Annotated in this window: 19 protein-coding genes; 8 read left to right on the top strand and 11 right to left on the bottom strand. The window is 62.2% G+C overall.

The genetic code is table 11. The annotated features are described in order from the left end of the window. Position 1: 1 nt before the first annotated feature. From ntrX to dusB, 5 genes are all read right to left on the bottom strand, one after another. Positions 2 to 1,417, bottom strand: a complete 1,416-nt coding sequence (gene ntrX / locus ISX84_RS19025) for a nitrogen assimilation response regulator NtrX (protein WP_195821978.1) — start codon at positions 1,415 to 1,417, stop codon at positions 2 to 4. Further along, positions 1,414 to 3,666, bottom strand: a complete 2,253-nt coding sequence (locus ISX84_RS19020; protein ID WP_326838773.1) for a sensor histidine kinase NtrY-like — start codon at positions 3,664 to 3,666, stop codon at positions 1,414 to 1,416. Before ISX84_RS19020 ends, ntrX begins: the two co-directional genes overlap by 4 nt. Positions 3,667 to 3,768: 102 nt before the next feature. Then, complete coding sequence (locus ISX84_RS19015; protein ID WP_195821977.1) at positions 3,769 to 5,133, bottom strand: response regulator; 1,365 nt, start codon at positions 5,131 to 5,133, stop codon at positions 3,769 to 3,771. Between the two features lie 15 nt (positions 5,134 to 5,148). After that, positions 5,149 to 6,225: a two-component system sensor histidine kinase NtrB gene (locus ISX84_RS19010; protein WP_195821976.1), complete on the bottom strand. Its 1,077-nt coding sequence runs from the start codon at positions 6,223 to 6,225 to the stop codon at positions 5,149 to 5,151. Then, on the bottom strand, positions 6,222 to 7,205 hold the full coding sequence (gene dusB, locus ISX84_RS19005; protein WP_195821975.1) for a tRNA dihydrouridine synthase DusB: 984 nt from the start codon (positions 7,203 to 7,205) through the stop codon (positions 6,222 to 6,224). Before dusB ends, ISX84_RS19010 begins: the two co-directional genes overlap by 4 nt. Before the next feature lie 181 nt (positions 7,206 to 7,386). Between dusB and ispD the strand changes: the two genes are divergently transcribed. Genes ispD through ISX84_RS18985 form a run of 4 tightly spaced genes read left to right on the top strand, consistent with a single transcriptional unit; the run spans position 7,387 to position 9,476 of the window. Next, a complete protein-coding gene (gene ispD / locus ISX84_RS19000) occupies positions 7,387 to 8,061 on the top strand; it encodes a 2-C-methyl-D-erythritol 4-phosphate cytidylyltransferase (protein ID WP_195821974.1) in 675 nt (224 codons plus the stop codon). Continuing rightward, positions 8,042 to 8,521 (top strand): 2-C-methyl-D-erythritol 2,4-cyclodiphosphate synthase, encoded by a 480-nt coding sequence (gene ispF, locus ISX84_RS18995; RefSeq protein WP_195821973.1) that lies wholly within the window; start codon positions 8,042 to 8,044, stop codon positions 8,519 to 8,521. Before ispD ends, ispF begins: the two co-directional genes overlap by 20 nt. Continuing rightward, the gene (locus tag ISX84_RS18990) at positions 8,518 to 9,015 is read left to right on the top strand and encodes a phosphatidylglycerophosphatase A family protein (RefSeq protein WP_195821972.1); all 498 of its coding nucleotides are present in this window, start codon (positions 8,518 to 8,520) and stop codon (positions 9,013 to 9,015) included. The genes ispF and ISX84_RS18990 overlap by 4 nt, the downstream gene beginning before the upstream one ends. Then, complete coding sequence (locus ISX84_RS18985; protein ID WP_195821971.1) at positions 9,012 to 9,476, top strand: CinA family protein; 465 nt, start codon at positions 9,012 to 9,014, stop codon at positions 9,474 to 9,476. Before ISX84_RS18990 ends, ISX84_RS18985 begins: the two co-directional genes overlap by 4 nt. On the opposite strand, the gene ISX84_RS18980 is transcribed toward ISX84_RS18985, so the two are convergent. Continuing rightward, positions 9,450 to 10,760, bottom strand: coding sequence for an MmgE/PrpD family protein (locus tag ISX84_RS18980; protein WP_195821970.1), 1,311 nt, complete (start codon positions 10,758 to 10,760; stop codon positions 9,450 to 9,452). The genes ISX84_RS18985 and ISX84_RS18980 overlap by 27 nt on opposite strands. Before the next feature lie 22 nt (positions 10,761 to 10,782). Next, a complete protein-coding gene (locus ISX84_RS18975) occupies positions 10,783 to 11,238 on the bottom strand; it encodes a type II toxin-antitoxin system RatA family toxin (protein ID WP_195821969.1) in 456 nt (151 codons plus the stop codon). A gap of 69 nt (positions 11,239 to 11,307) precedes the next feature. On the opposite strand from ISX84_RS18975, the gene hpt reads away from it, so the two are divergent. Continuing rightward, positions 11,308 to 11,850 (top strand): hypoxanthine phosphoribosyltransferase, encoded by a 543-nt coding sequence (hpt, locus tag ISX84_RS18970; RefSeq protein WP_195821968.1) that lies wholly within the window; start codon positions 11,308 to 11,310, stop codon positions 11,848 to 11,850. An 11-nt stretch (positions 11,851 to 11,861) separates the two neighbouring features. On the opposite strand, the gene ISX84_RS18965 is transcribed toward hpt, so the two are convergent. The 3 genes from ISX84_RS18965 to ISX84_RS18955 form a co-directional block, all read right to left on the bottom strand. Then, complete coding sequence (locus ISX84_RS18965) at positions 11,862 to 12,041, bottom strand: hypothetical protein (RefSeq protein WP_195821967.1); 180 nt, start codon at positions 12,039 to 12,041, stop codon at positions 11,862 to 11,864. 112 nt (positions 12,042 to 12,153) lie between these two features. Further along, on the bottom strand, positions 12,154 to 13,113 hold the full coding sequence (lipA, locus tag ISX84_RS18960) for a lipoyl synthase (RefSeq protein WP_195821966.1): 960 nt from the start codon (positions 13,111 to 13,113) through the stop codon (positions 12,154 to 12,156). A gap of 192 nt (positions 13,114 to 13,305) precedes the next feature. Beyond that, positions 13,306 to 14,469, bottom strand: a complete 1,164-nt coding sequence (locus ISX84_RS18955; protein WP_229884426.1) for a DUF6456 domain-containing protein — start codon at positions 14,467 to 14,469, stop codon at positions 13,306 to 13,308. A 391-nt stretch (positions 14,470 to 14,860) separates the two neighbouring features. Between ISX84_RS18955 and ISX84_RS18950 the strand changes: the two genes are divergently transcribed. Beyond that, positions 14,861 to 15,151, top strand: a complete 291-nt coding sequence (locus ISX84_RS18950; RefSeq protein ID WP_195821964.1) for a DUF6477 family protein — start codon at positions 14,861 to 14,863, stop codon at positions 15,149 to 15,151. A 1-nt stretch (position 15,152) separates the two neighbouring features. On the opposite strand, the gene ISX84_RS18945 is transcribed toward ISX84_RS18950, so the two are convergent. Beyond that, positions 15,153 to 16,697, bottom strand: coding sequence for a trimethylamine methyltransferase family protein (locus ISX84_RS18945; RefSeq protein ID WP_195821963.1), 1,545 nt, complete (start codon positions 16,695 to 16,697; stop codon positions 15,153 to 15,155). Between the two features lie 187 nt (positions 16,698 to 16,884). Here ISX84_RS18945 and guaA point away from each other — a divergent pair, with 187 nt between their 5' ends. Together guaA and ISX84_RS18935 are read left to right on the top strand one after the other, a co-directional pair. Continuing rightward, positions 16,885 to 18,447, top strand: a complete 1,563-nt coding sequence (guaA, locus tag ISX84_RS18940; protein ID WP_195821962.1) for a glutamine-hydrolyzing GMP synthase — start codon at positions 16,885 to 16,887, stop codon at positions 18,445 to 18,447. An 84-nt stretch (positions 18,448 to 18,531) separates the two neighbouring features. Further along, complete coding sequence (locus ISX84_RS18935) at positions 18,532 to 19,395, top strand: DMT family transporter (protein WP_195821961.1); 864 nt, start codon at positions 18,532 to 18,534, stop codon at positions 19,393 to 19,395. Positions 19,396 to 19,525 lie beyond the last annotated feature (130 nt).

Here is a 19,525-nt window from a genome sequence, read left to right as displayed (position 1 = left end):
CCTACTCCGCCGCCGTTTCCGTTTCTTCGTCCACATGCGCCACGCGCGCCCCGGATTTGGCCGAGGTGACCACGCCCAGTGATTTCAGCTTGCGGTGCAGGGCGGAGCGTTCCATACCCACAAAATTCGCGGTGCGGGAGATGTTGCCGCCAAATCGGTTGATCTGCGTCAGCAGGTATTCACGCTCGAAGGCTTCACGCGCCTCGCGCAGCGCCAGTGTCGCCAGGGCCCCGGAAAGCACCACGCGGTTCTCGTCACCGCTGCCTTCATCGACACCGGGCAGCTCGCGCGCCTCGATCGCGCCACTGCCATCGCCGAGGATCAGCACCCGCTCCACCAGGTTTTTCAACTGGCGCACATTGCCAGGCCAGATCATCGTCTGCATCAGTGCCTGTGCATCCTCGCTGATCTCGCGCAGCGGCAAGCCCTGGGACGCGTTCATCTCGGCAATGAAATGCGCCGCCAGCGCCGGAATATCCTCGCGCCGTTCTTCCAGCGACGGCACCGGGATCGGTACCACATTCAGCCGGTGATACAATTCCTCGCGGAAGGTCCCGGCCTGGATCGCCTGCTCCAGGTTGCGGTTGGTGGAGGAAATCACCCGCAAATCCACCCGCACCTTGTCATTGCCGCCGACGCGCTGGAATTGCTGATCCACCAGCACGCGCAGGATCTTGGATTGCGTCCCCACCGGCATATCGGCCACTTCGTCGAAATAGATCACCCCGCCGTGGGCTTCCTCCAGCAGGCCGGGCTCCACCCCACGCTCCGGCGTTTCGCGTCCAAAAAGCACCTCTTCCATCCGCTCCGGCGCGACCCCGGCGCAATTGACCGTGACAAAGGGCGCCGAAGCCCGGTTGGAATTGGCGTGGATATAGCGCGCAGCGACCTCCTTGCCGCACCCTGCAGGACCCGTCAGCATGACACGCCCGTTCGATTTGGTGACCTTATCCAATTGCCCCACCAGCGCCCGGAAGGCCGCCGAGGTGCCGATCATATCCGATTTGGTCACGTCCCGGCGGCGCAGGCTCTGGTTCTCGCGGCGCAGGCGCGAGGTTTCCATGGCGCGGCGGATCACCACCAGCAGCTGTTCGATGTTGAAGGGCTTTTCGATGAAATCATAGGCCCCCTGTTTGATCGCGGCGACCGCGATCTCGATATTACCGTGGCCGGAAATGATCACCACCGGCACATCCGGGTTGTCGCGCTTGACCGCCTTGAGGATGTCGATGCCGTCCATCCGACTGTCCTTGAGCCAGATGTCGAGGACGATGAGCGCAGGCGCCTCGGCGTTGATCGCGGCCATCGCATCGTCGGAGTTCCCCGCCAGCCGGGTGGCGAAGCCTTCGTCCTTGAGAATATCCGAGATCAGTTCCCGGATATCGCGCTCGTCATCCACAATAAGAATATCGCTCATCGGTCAGTTTCCTCCTGCTCAGGATGTGTTTCGGCGTCTATGGGGGAGCACGGCAAGGTGATCACCGCCATGGCGCCGGCATGGGTGTGGCCGTCAAAAAGAGGCGCATCTTCGAGGGACAGGCTGCCGCCGTGCTCCTCCATGATCTTCTTCACGATGGGCAGGCCCAGGCCGGTGCCTTCGCTGCGCGTGGTAACATAGGGTTCAAACAGCCGGGCCCGGTCTTCGGGCAACCCGATCCCATTGTCTGCAATGGTGATCTGGGCCCGGTTCTCATCCGACGTCAGTGAAACTTCGATCCGCGGGGAATGACCTTCCGGCGCGCCCTTATTTTGAAGGGATTCAATAGCTTCCCCGGCGTTTTTGATCAAATTCGTCAGGGCCTGGCTGATCATTGTGGCGTCAAGGTCCGCCGTGATCGGCGTGTCTGGCAAGGTCAGCGCAATCTTCACGCCCGGCTGTCCGGTCTGTTGCAGCAGCACCGCATCACGCAGCAGATCCTTGAGGTTCACCGGTTTGCGCTCTGGTTCCGGCATGCGGGCGAATTTGGAGAACTCATCCACGATCCGCCGCAAATCCGTGGTCTGGCGGACAATCACATCGGTCATCTGATCCAGCGTTTCGCTTTCCTCGCCCACTTTGGGGGAAAACTTGCGTTTGATCCGTTCGGCGGAGAGCTGGATCGGGGTCAACGGGTTCTTGATCTCATGCGCGATGCGGCGCGCGACGTCGCCCCAGGCGGCCATGCGCTGTGCGCTCACCAGATCGGTCACATCGTCAAAGGACACCACGTAGCCTTCCAGCGTGCCATCCTGCGCGCGCCGCGTCGCCATGCGGACCAGAAGGTTCTCCAGTCGCCCTTGCCGCGACACCTTGACCTCGCCCTGGGCAACCTCGTTGCGCGATTGAACGATGGTCTCGAACAGCGGGCCAAACTCGGGCACAGCAACCTTGAGCGCCAGCGACTCCTGCCCGCCCTGCCAGTCCAGCAGGCGTTCCGCCGCGCGGTTCACAAAAGTCACTCTCCCGCGCGGATCAAGGCCCACCACGCCGGAGGTGACGGAGCTCAACACGGAATCGAACAGGCGGCGGCGGCGTTCGATTTGTTCCGTGTTCTCCACCAGCGTTTCACGTTGTGCTTTAAGTTGTCGCGTCATCTGGTTGAAATAACGACCTAACATGGCGATCTCGTCGTCACCTTCCTCCTCACGCACCTGAACATCCAGATCGCCGGCCCCGACGTGTTGCGCCGCACCCGTCAGACGTCCGACCGGGCCGCTCAGACGTTCGGCAAACCAGAGCCCCAGCCAGATCGCCGCCAGGATCAGGATCAGGGCAAAAGCGAGATAGAGCAGCCCGAAATCAAAGAGCAGACGCCCGCGTTCATCCTCCAATTGCTGATAGAAGAGCACGGTTTCCTTGGTTTCATCCAGCAGCGAGAGGATTTCGCCATCCACGTCCCGGCTGATGTAGAGGAAACGGTCCACGAAGGCCGACAGACGGACAAGCGCGCGGAATTCGTTGTTGTCCCAATCCTCGATGACGACGACATCCTGCTCGTCAGCGGCCTGCAGTTCCGCAAGGCTTGGCGGTTCATAGTCAAAGAGGTAGGAGCGATCCCCCCGCGCCCGGATTTCCCGTGTGCCATCAATGAGATAGGCCTCGCGCAGCCCGCGCTGAATCTGCCGCTGACCTTCGCCAAGCATTTCGCTGTCGGAGATGTTGATACCGGAGCGGCGCGCCTCGTCGAGGCTTTCTGCAAGGGCCAGCGCATCTTCAGCCAGATCGCTCCGCTGTTCCGCCTCATAGGCCTGTGCTGCCGCAAGGGAGCTGCCCACCACCTCGCGGACGCGGTCGGAAAACCACCCCTCCAGCCCGACATTCACGGTCAACCCTGCAAAAATCGCGACGGTGACCGTGGGAATAAGAGCCAGCGAGGCAAAAACCCCGGTCAGCCGCAGGTGCAGCCGGGAGCCTGCGGATTTGGCCCGCCGCGCCGCGATCAGGCGACCGACCTGGGCCAGCACCAGCGCCGCCACCACAAGGACATAAACGAGATCGGCCAGAAGAATGAGGCGCAGCCCCAGCGTGTTGCTCGCCTGACCTAAGGGACCGAGCACCAGATAGGTTGAGAGCGCCAGAACCGGCCCTAGTACCACGAGGCCGAGGGTCGCGAAATTGCGCACCTTGCGAATGCGGCGCAAACGCCCCAGCCGCAGCCATAGTGACCTTTCTACACGGGGATTCACCCGATGCCCTCACTCATGATGTGGCGCTTGACGCGCCTTACCGCCTTATCTTGTGGTCCTGATCAGGGGTGTCCCCCAATGGCCACGCTTTGTGTGGCAGTTTTACATCAATTTTCGGCGGCGTGTCACCTCTATATCGAGGTCGGTGATCTTTTTTCGCAGGGTATTTCGGTTGATCCCGAGCAAATCGGCGCATTTTGCCTGATTCCCGCCGGTCGCTTCGAGGGAAATTTCGATCAAAGGAGCCTCCACCTCGCGCAGAATGCGTGTGTAGAGGCCTGCTGGCGGCAGCATGTTCCCGTGCAGGTCGAAATATCGCCGCAGATGTCGCTCCACCGAGGCGCCTAGCTTCTCAGTATTGCCCGAGGCACGCATCGGTTCCAGATCGGGCTGGGCCCCCAAGACCTGCTCCACCTCGCTGGCGCTGATTTCCGCCGCCCGGCTGGTGAGGCCCAGGCGCCGGATCGCATTTTCCAGCTGGCGTACGTTCCCCGGCCAGGAGTAATTGCGGAAAATGTCCCCGGCCTCGCGTGAGAGCTCACGCGGGGCGGCCCCGGCGGCTTCGGCCTTGGCCAGAAAATGATCCGCGAGGATCGGGATATCATCCACCCGCTCGCGCAGGGCCGGAACGGTCAGCGTGGCGCCGCTCAGCCGGTAATAGAGGTCCTTGCGCATCTGGCCCGCCTCCATGGCGGCGTTCAGATCCGACTGGCTGGTGGCCAGAAACCGCGGCGCGTACTCGCCGGGCGTGTCCATCATATGCACCAGCCGCGCCTGCAGATCGGCGGGCAGATCGGCGATCTCTTCAACCAGCAAGGACCCGCCCTTGACCCGCGCCAGCAGCCGCGCAGGCCCCTCCAGATCCTGCAAGTCTTCGGAAGACGCGGTGATGAACGGCAGATTGCGCCGATCGGAGAAATCATGGATGGCCCGTGCGATCAGCGATTTGCCCGTGCCGGACTCTCCCCAGATCAGCACTGGCAGATCGGTGTTCATGACCCGCGCGACAACCCGGTAAAGCGCCTGCATCACCGCCGTACGCCCCACCAGCGGCAGATCATCGGGCCGCGCCTCCGCCTCATCCGACAGGCGTCGGTTCTGCGGGCGCGTCTCCAACGCACGGGCGGTGCGTTTCATCAGATCCGGCAGATCAAAAGGTTTGGGCAGATAGTCATAGGCCTCTGCCTCCGCCGCCTTGATCGCCGTCATGATCGTGTTCTGCGCCGAGATCACGATGACCGGCAGACCGGGGCGATCCTGCGAAATCTTGGGCAGCATCTCTAGCCCGTTGCCATCCGGCATCATCACATCCGAAATCACCACATCACCTTTGCCCTCCGACACCCAGCGCATCAGCGTCGTCAGGCTGGAGGTCGCGTGCACCTTGCAGCCCGCGCGGGTCAGCGCCTGCGTCAACACGGTGCGGATCGTCCTGTCGTCGTCGGCGACCAAAATTGTACCATCCATCTGTCGGAACTCCTTTTACTGGCTGTGCTGAGCGGCCTTGGGCGCGCGGGGCAGGGAAATGCGAAAAACCGTACGACCGGGAATGGAGGTCACGGAAATCCACCCCCCGTGGTCGGAAATGATCTTGCTGACGAGGGCCAGGCCCAGACCGGTGCCATTCTCTCGGCCCGAGACGAAGGGATCAAAGACATCGCCCTTGATCGCCTCCGGCAGGCCCGGGCCATCGTCGATGATCTCGATCTGCAGAGGCAGGGACTGGCCGGTGCCATCGGCGCGGCGCAGGCGAAACGAGTGCTCGTAGTAGCTGTGCAGCCGGATGGTGCCCTTGCTCTCGCCCGCCGCTTCCGAGGCGTTTTTAAGCAGGTTTAAGACCACCTGCAGCAGCTGATCCGGGTCGCCATGGGCCAGCGGCAGGGAGGGGTCGTAGTCCTCCACAATCTTCATATGCGCGCCGAAGCCCAGCAGCGCAGAGCGCCGCGCCCGGTCCAGCACATCATGTACGTTCACCGGCTGAAAGTCGGGCACCGAGAGGTTGCCAAACTGCTCCACCTGCCCCAGCAGCTTGACGATACGGCGGCTTTCCTCGACGATTAAATCCGTCAATTCAAGGTCTTCCGCGCCGAGATTCATGCTGAGTAGCTGCGCGGCACCAGTGATGCCCGCCAGCGGATTCTTGATTTCATGCGCCAGCATCTCCGCCATGCCAATGGCGGATTTGGCTGCGGATTTCACGGAATGGTTCTGCGTCATCCGCCCCGCCAGCTCGCGCGGCGAGATCATCAGGATCATGTGACCGGCGTGCCCGACAAGCGGCGCGACCTGCAGATCGGACTGCATCGGCGCACGTTCGCCACTGCCCACGTCCACATCGTTCACAAAGAGCGGTGTCCCACTGGCGCGGGCCCGCTCAAAGGCCGCCTCCAGCGGGTCGTTGACCGCGATCTGGTCCCAGACCGGCACATCCCGCACGGATTTGGCGGAGACGTTCAGAAACCCTTCGGCGGCGGAATTGATGTCGACGATCTGGTCGTCCGGACCGATGATCAACGTCGGCACAGGCAGGCTGGCCCAGATGGCACCATCCGAATTCATGCGGCCACCGGGTGATCTGAATAGCTGACGTCAGAGAGCAGACGCATGGTATCGGGCACCGTGTCCGCCGTCAAAATAGCGCGGCGCAGGCTGTCGGGCGTGTCGCAGGTGTCCATGTACCATCCCAGGTGTTTGCGGGCGACGCGCAGCCCCAGTTCGGGACCGTAGAACCGGATCATCGCCTCGTAATGCGCCCGCACCATCTGCGAAAACGCCTCCTCGCGCGGGATCACCGGGGCGGCTGTGCCGAAGAGTTCATGCGCGATCTGGGCCAGCAGCCAGGGTTTGCCGCGCGCGCCGCGGCCCACCATGACGCCATCCGCGCCGGACAGCGCCAAGGCATCGCGTGCCGATGCGGCATCTATAACATCGCCATTCGCAATCACCGGGATCTGCACCGCATCCTTGACCTGCCGGATGGCGGCCCAATCTGCGCGGCCCTTGTAGAACTGGCACCGCGTACGCCCGTGAATGGTAATCATCGCGATGCCCGCATCCGCTGCGCGTTTGGCGATCTGCGGGGCGTTCAGCATCTTGTCGTCCCAGCCCAGCCGGGTCTTGAGCGTCACCGGGATGTCCACCGCATTCACCACTGCCTCGATCAACGTGAGCGCATGATCCGGGGTGAGCATCAGTGCAGAACCGGAGTAGCCCTGCGTGACCTTCTTGGCGGGGCAGCCCATGTTGATGTCGATGACCTGCGCGCCCTGCCCTTCGACCATGCGCGCGGCCTCGGCCATGGGGGCAGCTTCGCGCCCGGCCAGTTGCACCGCCGTGCCCACATGACCCAGACCCAGTTCGGCTTTCTCCCGGCTTCCGGGGCGCGCGTTCAGCATATCATGGCTGGCGACCATCTCGGACACCACCAGTCCGGCACCAAATGACGCCACCAGTGTGCGGAACGGCAGATCGGTGATTCCGGCCATGGGAGCCAGAAGCACAGGGGGTGTCAAATCGAACGGCAGAGCGGTTGAGTTCAAATGCTTAATCCTTGGGCACTGCCAATGCGTCTATCAATTGAGCGGTATTTCCTCAATATTCCAAGGGGCTCAGGCATCGGTCACCGAGCCAATATGCACAATTTTTAGGCAAATTGCAGGGCCAATTGCCTCCGCCACCGCAAAGGCCTAGATACGGGAACATGTCAGAGCCCACATTTACATGAAAATCGCCGCTGTGATTGTGGCCGCCGGACGCGGTCTGCGCGCAGGGGCCGGTCAGCCCAAGCAGTGGCGACCGCTGGCGGGCCATTCCAGCGCCTACTTTGCCATGCGCGCCTTTGCCGATCATCCACAGATTGACCATCTCGTGCTGGTGGTCAGCCCGGACGATCTTACCACGGGGGATTTTCCAAACGACCCTGCCGCCGAGGTTGTGCAGGGCGGTGCATCGCGCAGCGCTTCCGTGCTTGCGGGGCTGGCGGTGCTGGAAGGCCATTGTGATCAGGTTCTGATCCACGATGCCGCGCGGCCTTGCGTGTCGCGCGCCGTGATCGACGGGGTCATTGCTGCGCTGCGCAACGGAAAGGCTGCGGCGCCCGCAGTGCCCGTGGTCGATGCCCTGTGGCGGGGCGAGGACGGCAGGGTGGCTGGCACGGTGTCGCGCGATGGCCTGTTTCGCGCGCAGACCCCGCAAGGGTTCCATCTGGCCGAGATCATCGCCGCGCATCGGGCCTGCCCCGAGGGTGCTGCGGATGATGTCGAGCTGGCGCGTCGCGCCGGTTTGGCGGTTGCCATTACCCAGGGCAGCGAAGACAATCTGAAAATCACCGTGGCGGAGGATTTCATCCGCGCGGAACGTATCCTGAGGGCAAGAGATGGACATCAGACTGGGTAACGGATTTGACGTGCATGCCTTTGGTCCGGGTGATCACGTGATCCTCTGCGGTGTGAAAATCCCGCACGATCAGGGGCTTGTGGGACATTCCGATGCGGATGTGGCGCTGCATACGATCACGGATGCGATTTACGGGGCACTGGCGCAGGGCGACATCGGCCAGCACTTCCCGCCCAGTGACCCCCAATGGAAGGGGGCCGCGAGCGACATCTTTCTGGCCCATGCCGTGTCCCTTGCCGCCGAGATGGGGTTTGGCCTTTCCAATGTCGATTGCACGCTGATTTGCGAGGCACCCAAGATCGGCCCCCATGCCGCCGCCATGCGGCAAAATCTGGCGCGGATCACGGCGCTGGAGGTGGATCGTATCTCGGTCAAGGCGACCACCTCGGAACGGCTCGGCTTTACCGGGCGCGGCGAGGGCATCGCCTGCCTCGCCACCGCTGCGCTGGTGAAACCATGAACCGTGCGGCGACCTTGATCGCGACCATGATGGGGGTGGGCTACATCCGCCCTGCGCCGGGCACATGGGGGTCGCTGGTCGCCCTGCCCTGGGGCTGGCTGCTGCATGTTCTGGGGGGTTTTCCCCTTTTGCTGCTGGGTATTTTTGCCGGGTTCGCCAAGGGGTGGTGGGCGACGGCCATCATGACAAAGGGCAGCGCCGATCACGATCCTTCAGAGATCGTGGTGGATGAGGTTGTCGGTCAATGGATTGCGCTGCTGCCGCTGTCCTACGCCGCTTGGTCAATGGGGATAAACATCCTGGTGATGTGGCCCGGCTGGATCGCCGCTTTCCTTCTGTTCCGCCTCTTCGACATCCTGAAACCGGGGCCGGTTGGCTGGGCAGACCGGCGCGGTGATGCCTTGGGCGTCATGCTGGATGACGTGATCGCAGGCATTTTCGCCGCCATCGGGGTGCTGATCCTCGCCGGGCTTTACCACGGCGTTCTGGCATGAGCCTCGCGCGGGACGTCCTTGAAAAGGCGGCGGCGGCGCAGATGATGATCACAGCTGCGGAAAGCTGTACCGGCGGTATGGTGATGGCGGCGCTGACCGATATCCCCGGCTCTTCTTTCGTGGTGGAGCGGGGGTTTGTCACCTATTCAAACGCGGCCAAGACAGAGATGCTGGGCGTGAAGCTTGCCACCCTCGCCGCCCATGGGGCCGTCTCCGAAGAGGTGGCGGCAGAGATGGCGCGCGGTGCGCTGGCCGCATCGCAGGCGCAGATTGCCGTGTCGATCACCGGTATTGCCGGTCCCGGCGCGTCGGAGCACAAACCCGAAGGCCGGGTCTGTTTCGGGGTGGCGCGCGGCGAGACAGTGCAGACGGAAACAGTGGAGTTTGGCGCGCGCGGGCGGGACAATGTCCGCGTCGCGGCGCGCGATCACGCGCTACGCTTGCTGCGTGACGGGCTCTAGGCGCTTTAGAAGCGATGTGAAGCCCGGAAGATCGCCGGATACCACGGACTGCCACAGGTCATCAGTTTGTTTTTCCCCAAGAAATCCCCGTGTTTTGGCGGTGAGTTTTTCGCGCCGAGTGTCAAAGGGCATCGGTGAGGCCAGATCGTGAGAGCGGTTGATGACCTCCCCTGACCTAAGCGCAAGCTCGACACGGCACTGCATTTCCGACAGCGTTTCCTCCTCCGAAACAGCCACCCTTTGCCGCAAGGCAACCAGCGCCGAATCCTGCGCCATTGCGTCGGAGAAATTCCCGGTGCGGCCTGTATCGATGCCTGACAACGCCATCGCTGCCGTGTGGCGATAGCTGAATTTGGCCGCAAGCCCGGTGTCGGGATCGGGCTTGTTGCAGACGCTCATCCATCTGGGGTGTGTGAATACCGAAACGCGCTCAATCTGTCCGACATCGAACTGCACCGCGCTTAGCGCTTCCAGCATCGCGTGGAGCCCGTGGCAACAGGCGTGGAACTTGTGGCTGATCGTCATGATCTGCCACGGCACGGCGCCCAGATGTGCCAGATGCGCCGTCGATCCGGTGGCGTGATGTGTCTCTGCAAACCCCAGCGGTCCGGCCAGACCGTCCGCAGCACCGGTCAACCCCGCCTGCGCCCAAAGGGCCGCTTCGACCCCGCTGCGTGCGGCGAGACCCGCATTCATCGGTTTGCCGCCTGTACCGAATTGCGCCTTCAGGCCAGAAGCCAAGGACGCGCAAAGCCCAAGCGCGTGGCGGACCTCATCCGGGGACAGGTTCAGCAAACGGGCCGCAGCCAGCGTTGCCCCGAAAGCACCCGCCGTCGCGGTCTGGTGAAACCCCACCTGGTAGTGATCCCGACCCAGCCACAGCCCCACGTGGATCGAGGCCTCGACCCCGATCAGCGCTGCCGCCAGCATATCGTCGAAAGACGCCCCCGACCGTTCCGCAACCGCCAGCGCGGCGGGGACAACGGCAACTGACGGGTGACCGATATGCGCAAAATGAGTGTCGTCAAAGTCCAGCGCATGGCTCAGCGTGCCATTGACGAGGGCCGCCGTGGAGGCAGGTGCAGCGCCGCCGCCAAAGATCGTTGCCTCTGTCGCACCGCCAGCCTGGGTCACCGCGGCACGGAACCCCGCGAACTCGGCCTCTTGCGCGCCGGCAATGCCGCATGTCGCCCAGTCAAAGAGCGACAGCCGCATCATCTCCAGCGCGTCGCGGTCGGGATCTGCCGCGGTGAAGGCGATCAGTCTGTCGGTGATCCCCATCATCGCCGGTCCTTCGCTGAGCAGATCAAACCTGCTGCGTACCGTAGAGCGCCTGAGCGCGGGTTTCAAAGGCGCGCACGATCCGCTGCATCGCCTCATTGAAGACCACCCCGATCAGGCGCTGCAAAATCATGTTGCGAAAGGCAAAATCGACAAAGAAGCTGACCTCGCAGCCCTCTGGCACATCACGAAACGCCCAGTTGGATTTCATGTAGCGAAACGGCCCGTCGAGGTATTCGGTGTCGATCTTCTTGTCGTCGGGCATCAACACCACGCGGCTGGTAAACCGCTCGCGGAAAACCTTGAAGCTGATCACCAGGTCGGCCTCCATCACCTGCGCGTTGCCTTGCGGGGTCACCGACTTTACCCGTGCCGCGGAACACCAGGGCAGAAACTCCGGATAACTGCCCACATCGGCCACGAGATCATACATTTGCTGGGCGCTGTAGGGGAGTGTTCGGGTTTCGGCGTGCGTGGGCATTGATTTGTCAGGTTGTGAAGGTTAGCCATCCATGTGCTTTGTCCGCTTGCCAAGATCAAGGTCTAACCCATGCCCACGCGTCCTTATGTCATAGACGAAATGATCTCGGCCAAGGCGATTGCCGCGCGGATCGAGGATCTGTGCCGCGAGATTCAGGGCGAGTTCAAGGACACCGACAAGCTGGTGGTTGTCGGTCTGCTGCGCGGCAGCTTTGTCTTTATCGCCGATCTGGTGCGCGAGCTGGATTTGCCGATCGAGGTCGATTTCCTCGAAGCCTCAAGCTATGGCGACGGCATGGAAAGCACGCGGGAAGTCCGCATTCTCAAGGACTTACGCGGTGCCATAGAAGGCCGCGATGTGCTGGTGGTCGAGGATATCGTCGACACGGGCCACACGCTGAACCACGTGACACACCTGCTCGACAGCCGCCTGCCCGCGCGCCTGAAATCCATTGCCCTGCTTGATAAACCCAGCCGACGGGAAGTGGATTTCAAAGCCGATTGGACCGGCTTTGAAATACCAGATGAATTTGTCGTGGGCTATGGGATCGATTTTGCCCAGCGGAACCGAAATCTGCCGTTCATCGGCAAGGTGCGGTTCACGCAGGACTAGGACGCCGGAGGTCAGACTTTCGCCCGGCCCTGGCTGGTTTTCCGCACAACGGAAAGAGTGTCCTGCGCGTCCCGTGCCATGATGGCAAAAATTGCATCATCAATATGGTGGCTTGCAACGTCATAGCGTTTTCGGTCGAGTGCGCAATTAATGTCACGCAGGGCCAGAATTGCCCAATGAATATCGGTCATCTTATCTGCCTTGGAGAGTTAGGAATTGTCAGGTACCGAGTACACAACCAAGGCGATAATTGTCACGGGAATGAGACAGTGAATTTCCCCCATTTACGCAACGTCACGTCGATCAGGCGATGCCGAGCTTGCGATTCCGGGCTGCGCGCAGCTGGGCGAAATCGTCTCCCGCGTGGTAGGATGACCGTGTCAGGGGCGTGGCGGAGACCATCAGAAAGCCTTTGCCGTAGGCCGCCTTTTCATAGGTCGCGAACTCATCCGGGTGCACGAATCGATCCACCCGGTGGTGTTTCGGCGTCGGCTGCAGATACTGCCCGATGGTCAGGAAATCGATGTCGGCGGCACGCATGTCTTCCATCACCTGCATGACGGCCTGCTTGTCTTCGCCCAGACCCACCATGATGCCGGATTTGGTGAACATCGACGGATCAAGCTCTTTCACCCGCTGCAACAGGCGCAGGGAATGGAAATAGCGGGCACCGGGCCGGACCTCCGGGTAGAGACCGGGCACGGTTTCGAGATTGTGATTGAACACATCGGGGCGCGCCTCGACCACAACCTCCAGCGCTTCCGGGCCACATTTGATGAAATCGGGCGTCAGGATTTCAATCGTGGTGTCGGGGCTACGGTGACGTATGGCGCGAATCGTCTGGGCAAAGTGATCGGCGCCACCGTCCTCCACATCGTCGCGGTCCACGGAGGTGATCACCACGTGATTCAACCCCAGTTTCTCAACGGCATGGGCCACGCGGCCGGGTTCAAAGGCGTCCAGCGCTTCGGGCGGTTTGCCGGTGGCGATGTTGCAGAAAGTGCAGGCGCGGGTACACACCTCGCCCATAATCATCATGGTGGCGTGGCCCTGGCTCCAGCATTCGCCGACGTTGGGGCATCCTGCCTCTTCGCAGACGGTGACAAGATTGTTGTCCCGCATGATCCGCGCGGTTTCGGCATAGCCCTGCCCGCCCGGTGCCTTGACGCGAATCCAATCCGGTTTCTTGGGCTGCGGATTGTCCGGGCGCCGCGCCTTTTCAGGGTGGCGCTGTTCGGGGATTTTCAGATCGCGTGGGGCCATGACATGCGCTCCTTCACATCTGGATGTATGAGACATCCACAGTCGGTCAAGGTGTAGACGATGTCGGGGGTCAGGTTCAACCACGAGGCAACGCCGCGGGCTGCATGGCAGATGTGCGCCAGGCGCCATTCGAAAACGGGGCGCGTTTTTCAACGCCCCCCGTCTCAGGTCTCGATTGCCTGCCTTGTTATTCTATCCGATGAGCGGCCCGCCGGGGCCGATGGTCTCGTCGTAGTGTCGCTTCAGCCGCATCAGTGCGATCCGCAGCACGATCTTTCCCGACCGCGCGGACCAGCCCAGTTTCTTTTCCGCCGTCTCAAGCCCTTCGAGGTAGCAGCAGCAGCGCAACACCACATCCGAGAGGCCCGGCCCAAGATCGGAGAGCGCATCGGCCACCCGTTTGCGGGCATTGGAGGGGCCGTCGCCGACACCGCTGTCCGGCACGAAACTGCCCCGTCCACCCGCTGTCAGAAAGCGGTCCCAGTTCTGGGCCACGCGCGGGCCCATCTGCGCCAGCTCGAAATCCTCGCGCAGGCGTTCGCCGACGGTGACCAGATCGTCGTTGAGGAAGGGCTCACCGTTCTTGTCCCGCCGCCGGGCCAGGGCCGTCAGCGGGCTTTCCGCCAGGTTGTAGCGCATGCGGCGCGGCCGTCCGGTATCGACATCGGGCAGAACTTTTTCGCCCCAGCTGCGGTGCTGGCCAGCAAAATCGGCGGGTGCTTCGGCAAATCCGCCTGCCGTGGTCCCGCCTTCCGCGTCCAGCATGTCTTCGAGCGCCGCGCGCCCCGCCGGGGTGATCGAATAGCGGGTGATTTTGCCCGTCGTCTGGGCCGAAATCCACTCCTTCAGCGCCATGGCTTCGGCAATCTGGCGGGGCACAACCCCGGTCCGCGTTGCCTGCCCGCCTGCCCCGTCCCGGACGATCACGGCCTTTTCCATCTCGGCGGCGACGGCAAGCACCGCGCCGGTTTCACACAGGCGGCGCAGGACACGCGCGCCTTCCGCCTTCAGCACATCCTCGCTGGGCGGGTCATCTGATGTCGACGTCGGAGCAGATATTCTGTCTTGGAAGCTCATGCGCGGAAGGTCCTTTTCGTTCACTCTGGCAGCGTTGGAACGGGGAACAAAATGCGCGGCACCCAAGGATTTGAGCGCCGCATCGACCAATGGATCGTCCCGCCTCGTTTCCACGCGCCGAATCTGGCGCAGGATTGTAGAGGCGTGGCAGCCTGCCGCCCGGGCAAGGGCCCGGATTGGCAAACCGGCTTCGGTATGAGCCAGATACACCTGTGCCGCTGCGGGGACCCAATCGGGCAGTGTTGCCTCGGGTCTGTCGCAGCCGCGTGAGGGGGTCATCTCCAGCTCTTTCATAAGGTCCGATCCGGCGTCATAGCATGCCTTAGTTGTGCCACAATTCAAAACACAACCTAAAGAGGAATTGGTTACCCGTTCGTTAACAGTTTCTGATTTGAGAATTATTGTCTCTAAATTATAAACAGTATTTAAACCTCCGCACGGCGTAAAACGCGCTGCCGCAACAGGCGGCGTGCCGGGCGGATCCCGGGCCTCTCGCGCCGGTGAAATCTTTCTGCCTGCGCCTAAATTCCCACGCTTCTCAGAGTGTTAACAAGTTCCTAAGCCCTCCGAGCGTGGCTCCGCGTGCCTGCGCAACAGGCGGCCGCCCTGTGTATTATCGCAGCCGTCGGGGAGAAATCCCCTGGGGATAGACGGTACAAAGGAACTTCCAATGCAAGACCTGCTTTCAATGCTGCACGCCATTCGTCGGCCACCACTTTTGATGCGCGCTGCGCGGATCGGTGCGGAGGACTACCGACGCACGGTGCATTTGCCGCGGCTGTTGGGCTACGGCGTTCTGCCGCGTCACGGGGCAGCCTTGTTTCGGTTGATCGAGATCGAATCCGACCTGAACGCGCAGCGGACTGGCGGGGATACCAGTTACAGCCTGATCCGTCACGTCGACGTGCTGATCGCCATGCTGGGCGAGGCCCGCGTGCTGCGCGCCTCGCAAGTGGCATAGACTACATGAAGCTGTCGGGCTCGGCTGCCTTTTTGCGCGCGATGTAGTCCGAAAGCGCCTCGTTGATCGATGGATCAAGCGCTGGCTGCTGATAATCGGCCAGCATCTTTTCAACACGCAGGCTGGCAAGGGTCTGCGTGTCGCGGGCGCCCTCATCCTCCCAGGTTTCGAAGGGTTTGTAGTCCAGCAGATCAGACTTCCAGAAGGCTGACTTGAAGTTGCGCTGGGTGTGATCGCAGCCCAGGTAATGCCCGCCCGGTCCGACCTCGCGGATGGCGTCCATGGCCTGGGCGTTCTCGTCGACCGTGACGCCTTGGGCCAGGTGATGCAGGGTGCCCAACTGGTCGGCGTCCATGACGAACTTCTCGAAGGAAGACACCAACCCGCCCTCCAGCCAGCCGCAGGAATGCAGCATGAAATTCACCCCTGCCAGCAGCCCCATGTTCAGGCTGTTCGAGGTCTCGTAGGCAGCCTGCGCATCCGGCAGTTTGGACCCGCAAAAGGACCCGGCAGAGCGGTAGGGCAGCCCCAGACGACGGGCAAGCTGCCCTGCCCCATAGGTGATATGCGCGGCCTCCGGCGTGCCGAAGGTGGGCGCCCCTGAGTTCATGTCGATGGAAGTCACAAAGGCGCCCATGATCACCGGCGCACCGGGACGAATCAACTGGCTGTAAGCGATGCCCGCGAGGCATTCGGCCAGCACCTGCGTCAGCGTACCCGCCACCGACACCGGCGCCATCGCACCGCCCACGATGAAGGGTGAAATGATGCAGGCCTGATTGTTCTTCGCATAGATCTCCAGCGCGCCCATCATCACGTCATCGAAGGTCATGGGCGAGTTGATGTTGATCAGCGAGGTCATCACGGTGTTGTCCTGCACGAACTCCTTGCCGAAGAGTATCTCGCACATCTCCACGCTGTCCTGCGCGCGGCTGGGCTCCGTCACCGACCCCATGAAGGGTTTATCGCTGAGCGTCATATGCGCGTGCAGCATGTCCAGGTGCCGCTTGTTCACCGGCACATCCGTCGGCTCACAGACCGTGCCGCCGGAGTGATGCAGCCACTTGGACATATAGCCCAGCTTCACGAATTTGCGGAAATCCTCCATCGTGGCATAGCGCCGCCCGCCCACCGCATCGCGCACAAAGGGCGGGCCGTAGACCGGAGCCAGTACGAGGTTTTTGCCGCCGACAACCACGTTCCGCGCAGGATTGCGGGCGTGTTGTGTATAGCTGGGGGGCGCGGTTTCGCAGAGTTTGCGCGCCAGACCCAGCGGAATGCGCACCCGTTCGCCATCCACATCGGCCCCGGCATCACGCCAGCGCGCCAAAGCCGCAGGGTTCTCGACGAAATTCACGCCAATCTCTGCCAGAACCTTTTCGGCATTGGTCTCGATGATCTCCAGCGCCTCTTCGGTCAGCACCTCGAAGTTGGGGATATTGCGCTCGATGTAGCGTGCCGTTTCAAAGGACACCGCGCTGCGCTCGGCACGTCGTGCTGCTCCACCGCCGCCACGTCCCCGTCTGCGCTCCGCTGCCTGTGCCATGTAGATACTCCCGATGTCTCACTTGCGCCGGTGCTACAGTATTCCACCTGGCGTCCTCATCCGTATAGCGGCCTTGCAGGGAAAAAAGCGACATGTCCGCGCCTTTCGCCCTTTATAATAAGACTATGCACAGGTGTTGGGCATTCGGCCTCTTGCCACTGCGACCGCGCGCGCCTAATCAGCACCCATGAGCACATCCGAACACGACCGCCTCCTCATCATCGATTTCGGCAGCCAGGTAACGCAATTGATCGCGCGCCGCCTGCGAGAGCTGAACGTCTATTGCGAAATCCACCCCTTCAATATGGTCACGGACGCGTTTCTGCGTGATTTCGCGCCGAAAGCGGTGATTTTCTCCGGGGGGCCGTCGTCTGTCTTTGCCGAAGGCGCGCCGATGCCGCCCAAGAGCGTCTTTGATCTCGGCGTGCCGATTCTGGGGATCTGCTACGGCCAGCAGGTGATGATGCACTGTCTGGGCGGCAAGGTGGAACGTGGCCACGGCACGGCAGAGTTCGGACGGGCCTATGTGACGCCGGAAGCGCGCAGGCTGGCGCTGCTGGAGGGGTGGTTCGCCGCAGACCGCGAGCAGGTCTGGATGAGCCACGGCGATCACGTTAGTGAAATCGCGCCGGGGTTCGATGTCTATGGCACCTCCCCCAATGCGCCTTTTGCGATCACCGCCGACATCGACCGAAATTTCTATGCGGTGCAGTTCCATCCGGAAGTGCACCACACACCCAACGGCGCCAAGCTTTACGAGAACTTCGTGCGGCTGGCCGGGTTCAAGGGCGACTGGACCATGGGCGCCTACCGCGAGGAGGCGATCCAGCGCATTCGCGATCAGGTTGGGGACGGCAAGGTCATCTGCGCCCTCTCCGGCGGCGTCGACAGTTCGGTTGCCGCCGTGCTGATCCATGAGGCCATCGGCGAGCAGTTGACCTGCGTCTATGTCGACCACGGGCTGATGCGCAAAGGCGAGAGCGAGCAGGTCGTGGGCATGTTCCGCGAACATTATAACCTGCCGCTGATCCACGCCGACGAATCCGATCTGTTTCTGGGCAAGCTTGAGGGGGTCAGCGACCCTGAAACCAAGCGCAAGATCATCGGCGGTCTCTTCATCGATGTCTTCGAGAGGCACGCACGCGAGATGGGCGGCGCCGATTTCCTGGCGCAGGGCACGCTGTATCCGGATGTGATCGAATCGGTGTCCTTTTCGGGCGGGCCTTCGGTGACGATCAAATCGCACCACAACGTTGGCGGCCTGCCCGAGCGCATGAACATGCAGCTGGTGGAGCCTCTGCGCGAGCTTTTCAAAGACGAGGTGCGCGCGCTGGGGCGTGAATTGGGCCTGCCGCCGAGCTTCATCGGGCGGCACCCCTTCCCGGGCCCGGGTCTCGCCATCCGCTGCCCGGGCGAAATCACCCGCGAAAAACTCGACATCCTGCGCGAGGCCGATGCGGTCTATATCGACCAGATCCGCAAGCACGGGCTTTACGATGACATCTGGCAGGCCTTCGTGGCGATTCTGCCTGTCCGCACCGTGGGCGTCATGGGCGATTACCGCACCTATGACTACGCCTGCGCGCTGCGCGCCGTCACCTCCGTCGATGGGATGACCGCGGATTACTATCCCTTCAGCCATGAGTTTCTGGGCGAGACGGCCACGCGGATCATCAACGAGGTGCCGGGGATCAACCGCGTCACTTACGACATCACATCCAAGCCTCCGGGCACCATCGAATGGGAATGACCCGCTGACGCTCAAAACGCAGTCCCGGTGGCGACGGCCCGGACGCGCGCACTAGGCCGCCCATACCCACAGCAAGGTACGCCCATGTCCCCCATTCTCAAGGCTGCACTGTGGATGAGTGGCGCCATCGCCTCCTTCTCCACCATGGCCGTTGCGGGGCGCGAAGCCGCGGCCCAGCTCGATACCTTTGAGATCATGATGTACCGCAGCCTGATCGGGGTGGTCGTGGTGGTGGCTGTCGCCTGGGTCACAGGCACATGGCGGCAGATTAACCGCGACAGTCTGGGCGCGCATCTGGTGCGCAATATGGCGCATTTCACCGGGCAGAACCTATGGTTTTATGCGGTGACGGTGATCCCGCTGGCGCAGGTCTTTGCCCTGGAATTTACCTCGCCGCTTTGGGTCATCGTCCTGTCCCCGCTTATCCTGGGCGAGCGGCTGACAGCGGTGCGGGGGATCGCGGCCATCATGGGGTTCATCGGCATCCTGATCGTGGCGCGCCCCGATATGGCGGGCATCAACGCGGGCGTGGTCACGGCGGCCGCCTCCGCCATCTTCTTTGCGCTGACCATCATGTTCACCAAACGGCTGACGCGCAGCCAGACGATCACCTGCATTCTCTTCTACCTGACCACGATGCAGCTGGTGATGGGCCTGATCGCCGCCGGGTACGATGGCGACATCGCCCTGCCGGATGCGGCCAGTCTCCCCTTTGTGATCATGATTGGGTTTGCCGGTCTGCTGGCGCACTATTGCATGACAAACGCGCTGGCAATTGCCCCCGCAACGGTGGTGGTGCCGATCGATTTCATCCGCCTGCCCGCCATCGCGATCATCGGCATGCTGCTCTACAATGAGACCGTCGATGTCTGGGTCTTTCTGGGGGCTGCGATCATCTTTGCAGGCAACTATTTGAACATTTGGGTCGAAACCCGTCAAAAGACTTGATTTTACGTGGGGTAACAGTCGAGGCTTCCCTAGCGTCACGAATTGACCGGACCGGGGATCGTGATTTATTGCCCCTGCCTACTTGAAAACATTACGCAGAATTATAGGCGCATCTTCTGGGGAGGAGATT

It is taken from the genome of Roseobacter sp. MH60115 (genome assembly GCF_015644665.1).
GTDB lineage: Bacteria > Pseudomonadota > Alphaproteobacteria > Rhodobacterales > Rhodobacteraceae > Roseobacter.
This window is presented reverse-complemented; position numbering and strand designations above follow the sequence as displayed.